10 protein-coding genes are annotated in these 13,256 nt (G+C 38.0%); 3 read left to right on the forward strand and 7 right to left on the reverse strand.

Going from position 1 to position 13,256, the window contains the following annotated elements; translation table 11 throughout:
- Window positions 1–123 precede the first annotated feature (123 nt).
- Together AC07UV_RS04145 and AC07UV_RS04150 are read right to left on the reverse strand one after the other, a co-directional pair.
- Window positions 124–1,878 carry a BSAP5a family pore-forming toxin gene (locus AC07UV_RS04145; protein WP_495182815.1) on the reverse strand — a complete coding sequence of 585 codons (1,755 nt, stop codon included), beginning with the start codon at window positions 1,876–1,878 and terminating at the stop codon, window positions 124–126.
- Between the two features lie 287 nt (window positions 1,879–2,165).
- Entirely contained in the window at window positions 2,166–3,464 is a 1,299-nt protein-coding gene (locus tag AC07UV_RS04150; RefSeq protein WP_495182816.1) for an esterase-like activity of phytase family protein, read from the reverse strand.
- A 245-nt stretch (window positions 3,465–3,709) separates the two neighbouring features.
- Between AC07UV_RS04150 and AC07UV_RS04155 the strand changes: the two genes are divergently transcribed.
- Window positions 3,710–6,757, forward strand: coding sequence for a DUF2135 domain-containing protein (locus AC07UV_RS04155; RefSeq protein WP_495182817.1), 3,048 nt, complete (start codon window positions 3,710–3,712; stop codon window positions 6,755–6,757).
- A gap of 147 nt (window positions 6,758–6,904) precedes the next feature.
- On the opposite strand, the gene AC07UV_RS04160 is transcribed toward AC07UV_RS04155, so the two are convergent.
- From AC07UV_RS04160 to tgt, 3 genes are all read right to left on the reverse strand, one after another.
- A complete protein-coding gene (locus tag AC07UV_RS04160) occupies window positions 6,905–7,816 on the reverse strand; it encodes a DMT family transporter (RefSeq protein ID WP_346085821.1) in 912 nt (303 codons plus the stop codon).
- Between the two features lie 109 nt (window positions 7,817–7,925).
- Window positions 7,926–9,005: an LptF/LptG family permease gene (locus AC07UV_RS04165; protein WP_282250356.1), complete on the reverse strand. Its 1,080-nt coding sequence runs from the start codon at window positions 9,003–9,005 to the stop codon at window positions 7,926–7,928.
- A gap of 99 nt (window positions 9,006–9,104) precedes the next feature.
- Complete coding sequence (gene tgt, locus AC07UV_RS04170) at window positions 9,105–10,235, reverse strand: tRNA guanosine(34) transglycosylase Tgt (RefSeq protein WP_495182818.1); 1,131 nt, start codon at window positions 10,233–10,235, stop codon at window positions 9,105–9,107.
- Between the two features lie 223 nt (window positions 10,236–10,458).
- Between tgt and AC07UV_RS04175 the strand changes: the two genes are divergently transcribed.
- Complete coding sequence (locus AC07UV_RS04175; RefSeq protein WP_495182819.1) at window positions 10,459–11,622, forward strand: glycosyltransferase; 1,164 nt, start codon at window positions 10,459–10,461, stop codon at window positions 11,620–11,622.
- 22 nt (window positions 11,623–11,644) lie between these two features.
- On the forward strand, window positions 11,645–12,280 hold the full coding sequence (rsmG, locus tag AC07UV_RS04180; RefSeq protein WP_495182820.1) for a 16S rRNA (guanine(527)-N(7))-methyltransferase RsmG: 636 nt from the start codon (window positions 11,645–11,647) through the stop codon (window positions 12,278–12,280).
- Here the strand turns inward: rsmG and AC07UV_RS04185 are convergent, their stop codons facing one another.
- Complete coding sequence (locus tag AC07UV_RS04185; protein ID WP_495182821.1) at window positions 12,281–12,871, reverse strand: hypothetical protein; 591 nt, start codon at window positions 12,869–12,871, stop codon at window positions 12,281–12,283.
- A gap of 68 nt (window positions 12,872–12,939) precedes the next feature.
- On the reverse strand, window positions 12,940–13,173 hold the full coding sequence (locus AC07UV_RS04190; RefSeq protein ID WP_259186365.1) for a hypothetical protein: 234 nt from the start codon (window positions 13,171–13,173) through the stop codon (window positions 12,940–12,942).
- Window positions 13,174–13,256: the final 83 nt, after the last annotated feature.

Genomic DNA, 13,256 nt, shown 5'->3' on the forward strand with positions numbered 1-13,256 from the left:
GATATTACCATCTACGTCTAATCAAAATAATTTGAAGATATAAAGAGTGCTAATAAGCTATACTAGTCATAGCGGTATACATCTAGGGATAACAAATCAATACCGAAGTATCACGCACTAATTTTACAGACCAGTTATTGTATAGTTTTTTAGCTCTCTAAAATCTGCTATTTTAAGAGCAGGCATTTTATTTACGAATTCCCTAATTCCATAAGTTCCCAATATATAATCATCATAATAACTATATCCTTTCTTCGATTCAGGATCAAGAAGATAAGTCATTTTTGTGTATGAGTTATAATACTCTTTCAATTTGGATTCATCAAACATATTAACAACTTCATCACCATATCCTCCAGCATAGAAATGAGTATACGTTCCCCTCTCCATTGTTTGATCCAAAGCAGTTACTTTTAAGTTTTTATAAAAAGGTTTCGCTACTAGAAATTGGTTAACTTCCTTTTTTAAATGATCTATCATTGCTGGTGTCAAAGTAAGATTCTCAGCTTCTATAATATCAGAAAGCCAATATCTATTAAGGTTATATTGTACCTTTCCCTCATATAGCAGTATTACATCTTTAAATCTGTTAACTAAATATATAAATGGTCTATACCCGGCTGTATAGGGACGACAACTTTCACAATACTCAGCGACTGCCACTACTTCAAGATGAGGTTCTACAAAAGCACTTTGTGGCATAGTGTTAATCGCGAGGCCCCGAGAAAGAATATTATTTATACGCACTTTGGTGTTTTTTTCAAGAATAAAATCCTCTATAGATTTCAATCCATTATCATTAATACCAATGAGCACATGTTTGCTCTTATCATTTAATGAACTAACCCATCCACTTAAGTCTACATTCACAGCATCAATTGATTTAGGAGTGGTGAATGATCCAAATCCATATGCTCCCCCAAACGTCTTCACTGATGTTGTAAATTCAGATATATTATTGCTTTCAGCGACATAACGAGAATTTGAATTGCCAATTCCGAAACTCGCTGAAATGTTATCCGTTTTTGGCAAAGGTTTAAACGAAAATGAGGCATTAATTGAAATATCCATGCCTGATTCTTTTGCTTCTATGCTCGATTCAGCATTATTTATACCGGTAAACAATGCATTGGCACGTCCACCAGAAACAAAATCTGTCACCACAAATCCACCAAAATTATTATAAAATTCTGCTGTAGGACTATTGTTCAGTTCCGCGAAGAAAATAGGCGAAAGATATTTTTCGTTGATTAAATCTGTAACATTTGAACTTGATAATAATTGATAGGATGCATCTTTAACCAAGACATTTAATTCGCCGTACATCCTTTTATACTCATTAAGAATATTCGTTGAGAATACAGATGTAAATTTTTTTGTAGATCCGAATTTAAATAACCCTAAATTTAATCCAAATCCTCCAGTCGTTGTTTTTGATTGATTCGTTTTTAATTCATACCTATCAAAATCACTAAATGAAAAGCTAGTTGCTTCAGCCGAACCAATATATTTAGCAGAATAATAAGCTGGATAATCTTTAACAAGTTTTTCTATATCAATTACGGGAAAACCTACCCCTTCTGGATTTCCTATGTCCGTCTTATGACTATTATAGGAACGACCAAGATAGTAGCGTATATCAAGAACTTCAGGAAGCTCTCCTAGAGCAGCTTTCTTTTGCAATGATCTCTTTGATAAGATCATTGGTTCATCCGATTTTCGTTCCGATAGAACAATTACGTTCGGTTTTTCCTTTTGAAACGTTTCAGTATCCATTACTTTTTCCTTTTTACAGGAAATTACATTAATACCTACGAAAATAGATAGAAGGATATATAGCATTCTACATTTCATTGACTTTGTTAAAATTGGTTTCATAATATATTTTGATATTTTTTTTTGAAAAATCTATATTTTTTTTATTAACATTTCAACACATATCACAACAACCAAATATAATACAGTAATATTACAATAAAATTAAATTTATATAAATTTAATTACATAAAGATTATTTTTTTTACACACAAAATCTAAGAAACATCATGAAATTAGCGCCGCTTATGATCATTAAAAAAAGCAAATAATTACGATGTAATCTACAAAAAACACCTGCTGATATTAATTATAAACAGGTGTTTTTGTATCTAATTTAAAATAAATAATTACTTTAACGGAGTCTTTAATTTAATGAAGTAGATGCTATTCTTATCAACGGTATTTATCGCAGGTAACATCTTCGATTTATAAGTCCCCTCTCCCGTAACGCCAAAATCATCATCATTACATACCGCGATTAAAGACGAATTAATAACAGCCAAACCCTCTGCTTTATCGTGCGGATATAATTCCTTGATATCGGTCATTAAATCAGCAACTAGAGTTTTGGTGACAGGTTTAATGTTATATTTAGCCAAAGTAGCCGCATCTTTCAGCTCTTCGACGGTCTTAGTACCTTTCCCAGGAAACAAACCATTATCACCATTATTAGGATCAGAAATATCTGTTGCTCCCGCAAGATCTATCTGATAGATTTTCTTGAACACTTTGCCCCGTGTTGCCTCCGTTGCATATTCCCCGTCACGCTCCAGCACAATAAAAGTCGAATTGGATACCGCAGCAATTTCGCTGACCGCTTGTAGATCGGCCCGTTCCATCATATAAGCGTATTGTTTGGTGTTTCCTGTTGCGATATCCATGGTGACAATGCGGATAACCAAAGAATTCTTCACCGCATCTTTTGAAGGATTATAGAGTGGAAATTGCAGAATACCGACCAAGGTCTTCCCATCTGGTGTTATGGTCAATCCCTCCATCCCTCGATTTGGGCGACGTTTGGCAAATACCAATGGTAATTTCTTTCCTGTTGTCCAAGGATTGATCCGCTCAATCTCCTTTCCAGAAGCATCAAAGTGAACGATATGTGGCCCATACTCATCACTTACCCACCAAGAGCCATCAGTACCTCTTGCCAATCCCTCTGAATCGATACCATCTTCACTTTTTCCCAAATCCTTTCCATTCGTATCCAAAGCGTTCTCTCCCGAACCACCTTTACCCTCAGGGTTCGGCAAACCATTCAATTTTACACCATTTTTATTCTTTAATTCAATTGCTGATTCAAAAACCAACACATTATCCTTTAATCGAAATTTACCGATCTGCGGTGTAAACATCGGGTTAGCAAAGACTTTGCTATTTTTTTCTGTACCGTCAATATTTGGTCCGCGATCCGTCAAAAGATAAAATACTGTTTTATCATTCGGATCCTGAACCATAGAAGATCCATACCCACCATTATACACATTGACCTCACCAACCGTACCCAATACTTTTGGATCTGTGGCTACAGCCTTATCCGGATAAGTTAAACTGACAATTGGATCAATAATCTTTGACACATCATTCTTGCTGCAGGAAGCACACAAAAGAGCAATCCCCAATACACTGTATAGTCTTTTCATAATTTATTCTATTATCCTGCAAACATAAATCTCGCATATTAGGCAATCATTAACAAATGTTTAAATAACTTACATCCACCGACCAAATCATAATGACAAATAAAAATAGATTGCCTTTATGGAATTTACTTTTTCATTGCATCAAAGAAAAAATAGGCAAAGGAATTGGGGGACGAACAGTATTGATCATTGTCAAACACCAGACCCCAATTCCGATGGAAACAAGCAGATAAACAATTATTCAAATGAAAAAGACAGTATTAGCCCTCCTCATCTTATTGGTATTTTCCAATGTGGATACAAAGTCTCAAATAAAACCCGGTCGTGAGGTACCCAGCTTAAAAATAAAAAATGAGCAACGTGTAGATGCAGCAAAACTCGTCGACCTAAAAGTGGCTGTCAGTATTTTTGGAAATATTGCAAAAACATCCATGACCATGACTTTCGAAAACACGACAAATCGGGATCTCGAAGGGGAACTTACTTTCCCGATGCCTGAAGGCGTTTCCGTTAGCGGTTATGCCTTGGATATCAATGGAAAATTACGCCAGGCGGTTCCAGTAGACAAAAACAAAGGCACCGAAGTTTTTGAAAGTATAGAAACACGACGAGTAGACCCCGGGCTACTTGAAAAAGTAGAAGGAAACAATTTCCGAAGCCGAATCTATCCCCTACCTTCAAAAGGAAGGCGTACGATCCAGATTAGTTATTCCGAGAACCTAACACCAGAATCCGATCGGGCGTTATACTATTATCTGCCTTTGAACTATAATTCCATTATTGAAAACGTCGAGCTGAACATCAACGTTTATCAAGGCAATAAAAAGCCAAGCTTTACCGAGCAGCCCGATGGTTCCTTGGCTTTTTCTGAACAAAACCATAACTACGCTGCTACATTACACAAGCAACAGTTCAAATCCTCAAAAAATCTCGCGATTAAACTCCCTTTAAACGAAAACGCCGTCTCAGGATTAAAACAATTCAACCAGGATGACAGTTTTTACTTTCTAGCCAATGCAAAATTGGAAATACCTAAACAAACGCAAAAAAAATGGGGCAACAGCATAGCCATTATTTGGGATCGTTCATTAAGTTCAAAAAATAGAGATCTGGAAAAAGAGTTCAGCCTCCTGGATCAGTTTTTCAGTGAAAATCAGAATATATCAGTGGATCTAGGCTATTTAGATATACGTTTCAGCAAAGCCCGGACATTTCAGATCAGCCAGGGAAACTGGGAAGAGTTGAGAAATCAGCTGAAACAAACAGTTTATGATGGTGGAACCGACTATAGCCAAGTAAAGAGCGGAGTGCTACATGGCGCAAATTATCTCTTTTTCAGTGACGGACTTTCTACATTTGGCCAGAGCAAAATTGTGCTTGATCAGCCTACTTATTGCATCACCTCTTCAACCAGCTCAGACTATGCTAATCTCAAACAAATTGCCCAGACTCATTATGGGAAAATGGTCAATTTGACAAATACAACAAGCACTCAAGCCTATAATACGTTAAATTCGATCGACCTCCTCTTTTTGGGAGTAAAAGAACAATATGCTTTTACGGAAATCTATCCTGAGAAAGGCTCACCTGTTCAATCCTATTTTTCTGTTTCGGGACTTGGCAAAGACAGTGGGGCAAAAGAAATCACACTTTTAGTTGGTGATGGCACACAGATAATTAAAGAAATCAAAGTTCCATTAAAGTCTGACAATGGGGAGGTCGATCTGCAACAGATCTGGGCACAAAAGAAAATAAATACATTAGACATCCAATACGAAGACCATCGGGATGAAATCGAAGCAATCGGAAAGCAATTTGGCATTGTGACACGGAATACCAGTTTAATCGTTCTGGAAAATGTAGAAGATTATATACGTTATGCAATTACACCGCCAGTAGAGCTGCTTCCCGAATTCAATCGTCTCAAAAAAGAAGAACGCATAGAAAAGGAAGAACGCGTAGCAGATTTATTGACACAGGCCCAAAGTATCACCGAGCAGCTCCAATCCTGGTGGAATACCGACTTTCAGCAAAAAACGAAATACCCACAACGGGATCGGTCAGGTCGGTCGACTCATACAACTATTGCCCAAGACGAGCCCACTGCAACTATTGTTGCTCCCCCAATGCCGTCTCGTCCTTCGGCAAGTCCAGTGGCTACACCCGCGGTCGTGGAATCCAGATCAGCAGAGGGTGCTAACAACAAGAGCGTGTCTGCGTCCGCCAATTCAAGAGCAGCTAACGCAGCAGTCAGCGAAGTAGCGCTGGAGGAGATCTCATCCACCGACGCACTTAAAGAATCCGTCACTGTAAATGCTGTTCAAGCACTAGAAGGGCGAGTCGCTGGAGTACAGGTAACGAATACCCGCGATCAGGTATCTGGAAAAATAAGTATTCCCGAAATTAAGGAAGACAACGCTTACCTAAAGGAGCTCAATCAATCCAAAGATCCTTACAAAAGCTATCTTCAGCTTCGGGATCAGTATATGGGTACACCAACGTTCTATTTTGATGTCGCCAACTTCTTTTTCAAAAGGGGAGATAAACAAAAAGCATTGCTTATCCTGAGTGCTATGGCAGACCTGCAAATTGAAAATGCTGATCTTTACAAGACCATTTCCTACAAGCTCCGGGAATGGGGAGACGTCGACAACGCGTTGTACATAACCGGTAAAGTATTAAAATGGCGACCAATGGATCCACAGAGTCATCGTGACCACGCCTTAGTATTACAGGATAAGGGCCGTTACAACGAAGCCTTGGAAGAACTTTATGGCATCTTGATACAAAGCTATTCAGCGGAAGCCGCAAATAGAGATGATGGCATTGAAGAAATCCTTGTCATGGAGATAAATAACCTCATTAAACTTCAGAAAAACGCAACGGCTAAAGTTGCCGTAGAAAAGAAACTTGTCGCTGATCTACCTGTTGACATCCGGGTAGTCATCAACTGGAATTCCCAAAATACCGATATTGACCTCTGGGTCACAGATCCAAATGGAGAAAAATGTTTTTACAGCAATCCCGCAACAGCAATTGGAGGTCGGTTAAGCAACGACTTTACGGGAGGTTATGGTCCAGAACAATTCCTATTAAAAAAAGCATTGAAAGGAAAATATAAAATAGAAGCTGATTTCTATAATGATAGCTCATTAACTCTAGCTGGTCCTGCTGCTGTCCTAGCTGAAATCTTCACCTATTATAGTTCAGGAAGACAAGAACGGAAACTCACGACAATCTACCTTGATCGTGACAAAGAAAGAAATATATTAGTGGGTGAATTTGTGTTTTAGTTCACCCGAAAGATAGGATTACTGAGAGATTCAAAAAGAAAAAGTAAGCCCGCTGCGAATTGGTTAGTTGAAATAGAAATGCAAAAGAACATAAGCAGATGGTGAAAGAAAAAAGGTGTCCGGCAACTCCGGACACCTCAGTAATCTTTAATGCAATTTACGGATGATAAGTTCTTTTTGTCTTTTCTCCAGTTTCGTTTTCACATAAGGGTAGGTAAAAACAGCACCGAGAACGATACAGGCACCAAGGTAAAATCCACCGCTCATCGTTTCTTTCTGACCAAAGATCAACATAGCTAAAAGTATACCATAGACAGGCTCCAGATTGGTAGTTAATGCAACCGTAAAAGCAGATAATTCCTTCATCACTGCTACCCCCATCACATAGGCAACCGCCGTACAAACTACGCCTAATAATAAAAGATAAATCAGATCCTGTTGTCCCAATTTCATCTCAGCATTAAAATCTCCTGTAAACAGCATGAGTATACTGATCCAAAAACATGCTCCCAGCATTTCATAAAATGTGATCAGCGTTGGGCTGGATTTCTTGACCATTCTTGCATTGGCAATGGAAAATATACTTGCACAGAAAGCGCAACCGAGACCGGCCAATAAACCGACCAAATAATGAGTCTCGAACGAAAATATAGTATAAATCCCTACAATAATCACCAGACCGACGACAATATCCAGTAATGCGATACGTTTTTTGTTTACAATAGGTTCCAATATGGCCGTAAACAATGTCACCGAAGACAAAGTAACCAGTGTTACCGAGACGGTAGATACCTTAATGGAATAGAAAAACAAAACCCAGTGTAAACCGACAACGGCCCCGACCATAAAAAACTGAAGAAACTGTTTTCGAGAAACCAATATTGATTGTTTGGTCAACAGAAAATAGACCAACAAGGAAATAGACGCAATCGCCACACGATACCACACCAGATGAATAGCAGAAACAGAAATGAGACTACCCAAGATCCCTGTAAACCCCCAAATAAGGATTGTTAAATGCAGAATTAGAATATTCCGATTTAGTTGAATTTTAGACATATTCAATAGAATATAATTTATTTTGTAATGGCAATGAAAACGATTAGGAGCAGCACTTATTTTTCCCTTTGATATAAACTGCTTAAGCTAATGATGATATGAATTGGAATTATTTTGGAGCCTTTATCGTCAGATAAATTGCCACCAAAAAGAACGTCACATTAGGAATCAATACCGCAACCAATGGTGGCAATCCTCCTTTCAGCGAAAACATAGTCGCAAATTGAATAAAAACAATATATGTAAAACTTAAGCCGATTCCGATACCCAAACTTAAACCAATCCCCCCTCTGACCTTTTTGGAAGAAAGAGCCACCCCCATTAAGGTCAAAACAAAAGCGGAGAATGGATAGACATAACGTTTATATTTCTCCAGTAACAGATCGTTCATTACCCCAGTCCCCCTTGTTTCCTCTTTATGAATACGAATATTGAGTTCACGGGTATCCATTGCAGTAAACATATTATCCCGTAATTCAAAATCCGATGGTTTCATGTCCAAGGTCGTATCTTTGACCGTTCCTTTGTCCATTCGCTCATGTAGACCATTAATAATACGATTGGTGTATCCCTCAATTTTCCATTTTGTCGCCACAGAATCCCATGTGATACGGTCTGCCATCATCTTCTCCCTCAATGTATCCCCCTTGAAAATCTCCAATACAAAACCATAGCCCGTTTTGGTGGTATTATCAAAATTATCAATATACACATAGCTGTTTTTATCCAGCTGCATATGCGTTGAGACACGAGAATTATCTTTCAACGGCTTCACATAGATATTCTCAAAATCTACCTTCATTTTATTAGTATGCGGAATAATGAAGATATTGAACACCAAAGAAACGATAAAGATCAATGTTGCAGATATCATATAAGGCCGCAACAAACGGTTGAAACTGTATCCCGCACTTAATATCGGAACAATCTCGGTCTGATCTGCCATTTTTGAGGTAAAAAAGATAACCGCAATAAAATTAATCAGTGGACAGAGAAAATTAAGATAGAATGGAATAAATCCAGCATAATACTCAAAGATAATCTTATCTAAAGGTGCCTTATATTTCAAAAAGTCATCCAATCTTTCGGACACATCAAAAACAACCATAACCACGGTGAATATGGCCATCGTGAACACAAATGTTGTCAGGTACTTTTTGATGATGTAACGATCGATTAACGAAAGCATATTGTTAGATTTGAGTATTAAGATATGAGATTTGAGACTCTACTTCTGCAAGCCCAGGGCTTACATACTTTATCTATATTTTATTTTTATGTGACTCTATTACAAACGTTGATCCAAAATTTTCACCATTTTATTTTTCCAGTCATAGAATGTACCATCTATGATTTTCTCCCGGGCTTGATTGACCAACCAAAGATAAAAATGTAAATTGTGTAATGAAGCAATTTGCGCTCCTAAAATTTCCTGTGATTTTATCAGATGTCTTAAATAAGCCTTTGAATAAAATAGATCAGTATGTAAATCACTTTCTGCTTCAATAGGCGAAAAATCATCTTTCCATTTTTCATTCTTGATGTTGATGATACCATTTTGTGTAAACAACATACCATTTCGCGCATTACGCGTTGGCATCACACAGTCAAACATATCAACCCCCAAAGCGATATTTTCCAGGATATTTACAGGAGTACCTACCCCCATTAAATAACGCGGTTTTTCTTGAGGTAGAATATCACAAACCACCTCGGTCATCGCGTACATTTCCTCTGCCGGTTCACCCACGGATAATCCACCAATTGCATTTCCATCCCGATTAAAGGATGCTATTGTCTCTGCGGATTTTATTCTTAAATCTTTATAAACCGATCCCTGCACTATAGGAAATAATGTCTGATCATATCCATAAAGGGGATCAGTGCTATCAAAACGATCTACACAGCGCTTCAACCAACGATGGGTCATATCCAAAGAACGACGTGCATAACCATAATCACATGGATAAGGTGTACATTCATCAAATGCCATAATGATATCTGCACCGATAATACGCTGCGTATCCATCACATTTTCTGGTGTAAAAAGATGTTTTGAACCATCAATATGCGAACGGAAAGTAACTCCCTCTTCTTTAATCTTACGCACCTCTGTCAATGAGTATACTTGATAACCGCCTGAATCCGTCAAGATCGGACGATCCCAACCATTAAACTTATGTAACCCTCCGGCCTTATTCAGCACATCCAATCCCGGACGCAGATAAAGATGATAGGTATTACCTAAAATAATCTGTGCTTCAATATCATTTTTCAACTCATGCTGATGAATGGCTTTCACCGTACCAGCGGTGCCAACAGGCATAAAGATTGGAGTTTGAATGGGACCGTGTGCAGTTTCGACAACACCCGCACGTGCTTTTGATAGTTTATCTTGTGCTTGTAGCGTAAATTTCATTAATATTTTCCTCTGTGACTAATTATATTCCAGTAGACAGATTCCGCGTATGTTTTTTTTCATAACGCCAGTAAGACTGTTTTTCGTAACGGAAATAAGGTTCCGCTTACGGATATGTCACGCCCGTCTTTTCCTAAAATATGTTGCAAAAATACTATAAAAAGATTTGCAAACAGGATGTTTCAGGAATAAATTATCATTTTCCTTTATAAAAAGATTACGAATGCGCTTATCTTTGTGGGCTATGCTTGACCTACATGTATTTTTGGCCAATCTTCCATATATCATATTTGGGATATTAGGTCTTTTCCTATTGGCACAATTATATTACATCTTATTTGTTTACAGCAAATTGAGCAGGTACCAAATTGAAACGAATCAAACGGAAACCGATCTTCCTCCATTATCTGTCATTATCTGTGCGCACAATGAACAGGACAATCTTAGGGAATTTCTGCCCAGCATCCTCAATCAAGATTATACCAATTTCGAGGTCATTGTCGTAAATGATTTTTCTACAGACGAAACCCCTTGGGTACTTCAAGAATTTGATAAGCAATATGCTCATTTAAAGATTGTCGATATCAAAGAGCATATCCGGTTGAAACATGGTAAAAAATTCGCTGTGAGCATGGGGATCAAAGCTTCAAAATATGAAACTTTGGTATTTACCGATGCAGATTGCGCACCTCAATCTGATCAATGGTTGAAAGAAGTTGCTTCTGCCTTTAGACCAGAGACCGAAATCGTATTAGGCTATTCGCCCTATTTTAAGAAAAGAGGTTTACTCAATCTCTTAATCCGGTTTGAAACGAGCCACACTGCCATGAGTTACCTCTCCTATGCACTCAAAGGAGATGCCTATATGGGAGTCGGTCGAAACATGGCCTACAAAAAAGAGCTCTTCTTTCGAAATAAAGGATTTGCAGCACACATGCATATTAAATCTGGTGATGATGATCTTTTTGTCAATCAAAATGCAACAGCAATAAACGTCAATATCGCCCTTGCACCAGCTGCTATTGTTTACTCAGCTCCCAAAACAACCTGGAAAAGTTATTATAAACAAAAAGCAAGACATTCCGGTGCATCCACCATCTATAAAAAACGCCATCAACGCATGTTGGGAACCCAACTGGTTTCTGCGGTATTATTTTACCTGACTCTGATTGCTGTTACTATTGCATTCCCCACTTTTTGGTATGTCCCCCTTACAGCTTATCTATTGAGACTATTCGCCCAATGGGCCGTTTTTACATCTATTTACAAGAAACTCGAAGTGAAAGAACTGATTTGGTGGCTTCCTTTGGTAGACTTCATCTACTATTTCTATATTTGCATCAATGGTTTGTTCAGCCGAAAAAAGAAAAAAATAAGCTGGAAATAATTCACCTTTAAAACATCACATTTTGAATCCTACAGTCGATATCATCTACGCCTACTTTCCGAAATTAACGGATGTACAGAAAGAACAGTTTGCCCAACTTGCAGACCTCTATACCTTATGGAATAGCCAGATCAATGTAATTTCACGTAAAGACATCGATAGTCTATACCTTCATCATGTATTACATTCATTGGGTATAGCCAAATTTGTGCAGGAATTAGCTCCAGGAACACAGGTTTTAGATGTCGGTACCGGCGGTGGTTTTCCCGGCATTCCTATGGCTATCTTATTTCCAGAAGTTAAGTTCCATTTAGTAGATTCTATCGAAAAAAAAATCAAAGTAGTTCGTGAGGTTGCAGCCGCATTAGGACTTAAAAATGTTGAAGCCGATCATATTCGTGCCGAACAATTAGACGACAAATACGACTTCGTCATATCCCGAGCTGTAACCAGGCTCGGAGATTTTACACCTTGGATCCGAAACAAATTTACAAAAAAAGACAAAAACGGAATTCCAAACGGAATTCTCTACCTCAAAGGTGGAGACCTAAGTGAGGAAATTAAAGAATCCAAATTAAAAGCTGAATTGCACCCGCTTTCGAGTTACTTTAAGGAAGACTTCTTCGATACAAAATATTTGGTATACGTACCTATGTAGTTAAAGTTTTGCATTACCCATAGGAAACTGAAGTCGCCTATGGATAATGTCTACAGAATCTAGATAATATGTTAAGCACTTATGTATATAAGCGATCTTCTCATACCGATCATGCTCACGAAACCACTTTATAGCGGGTTCATAATATATCCTAAATTTGCGCAACGAATCTCCCGACAACTTACTGTATTCCTTCGTCAGCGGATACCATTCCTCCCGAATCAGATCCTGTTGGTATTCCTTTTCAAACTGTCGCTGAAGCTTTCTCGCATTCCGCCCTTTTCGACTCAACTTATTGTAGAGCTTATTAATACTCAGCCCTATCCCACCATTCTTGGGCAAGTTAACCATCTCCTTGGTGTCTCCTAAGGCGTAAATGGATTTATAGCCTTCTTTTTTTTCGTTAAGCTTGTCCTCTGCCGGGTTATTTTTACGCTTAACCTGGATTGTATCTAATCGGAGTGTATCTTTCCCAATCTTCTTTTTTACAGTATCCTGCAAAACGAATTCTACAGGCTGAGCAAAAACAGGCAGATCAGAAGCCAAATAAACACAAAGAGCGATTAAAAATAGGAAACAAATACGTGCCATAGCTATAATTGATTACCCTAAGATAATCAACAGGAAACAGGGCCGAAATGACTTTAACGATCTTTAACTTATTGCCCCAGTTCCTTTTTGATCTCCTCACCGATTAGGTTAACCTCTTCGTCCATACCGAACATTGGCAACTCCGTTTCAGGATTCAGTTTCAACCAGGTGGTATCTGTATCCTTAATAATTTTTACATATTCCATTCCATCTTTAAAGACAACATAGGTATCCTCCTCCTCCGGAAAAACAGAATAAATCACATCACCTAACTCGATATCAAAAGGTTCTTTCATTTCCATGCTAAAAATATTATTAATCAAGCAAAGCTACCAAATCCAGCACATTTTTTCCAAACACGACCTCAATTTCTTCTCCATAAAAG

It is taken from the genome of Sphingobacterium sp. GW821-FHT03E03 (assembly GCF_059420745.1).

Coding starts and splice junctions, on each gene's coding strand:
- AC07UV_RS04145 (WP_495182815.1), bottom strand. CDS start 1,878: ATGAAACCAATTTTAACAAAGTCAATGAAATGTAGAATGCTATATATC.
- AC07UV_RS04150 (WP_495182816.1), bottom strand. CDS start 3,464: ATGAAAAGACTATACAGTGTATTGGGGATTGCTCTTTTGTGTGCTTCC.
- AC07UV_RS04155 (WP_495182817.1), top strand. CDS start 3,710: ATGAAAAAGACAGTATTAGCCCTCCTCATCTTATTGGTATTTTCCAAT.
- AC07UV_RS04160 (WP_346085821.1), bottom strand. CDS start 7,816: ATGTCTAAAATTCAACTAAATCGGAATATTCTAATTCTGCATTTAACA.
- AC07UV_RS04165 (WP_282250356.1), bottom strand. CDS start 9,005: ATGCTTTCGTTAATCGATCGTTACATCATCAAAAAGTACCTGACAACA.
- tgt (WP_495182818.1), bottom strand. CDS start 10,235: ATGAAATTTACGCTACAAGCACAAGATAAACTATCAAAAGCACGTGCG.
- AC07UV_RS04175 (WP_495182819.1), top strand. CDS start 10,459: ATGCGCTTATCTTTGTGGGCTATGCTTGACCTACATGTATTTTTGGCC.
- AC07UV_RS04185 (WP_495182821.1), bottom strand. CDS start 12,871: ATGGCACGTATTTGTTTCCTATTTTTAATCGCTCTTTGTGTTTATTTG.
- AC07UV_RS04190 (WP_259186365.1), bottom strand. CDS start 13,173: ATGGAAATGAAAGAACCTTTTGATATCGAGTTAGGTGATGTGATTTAT.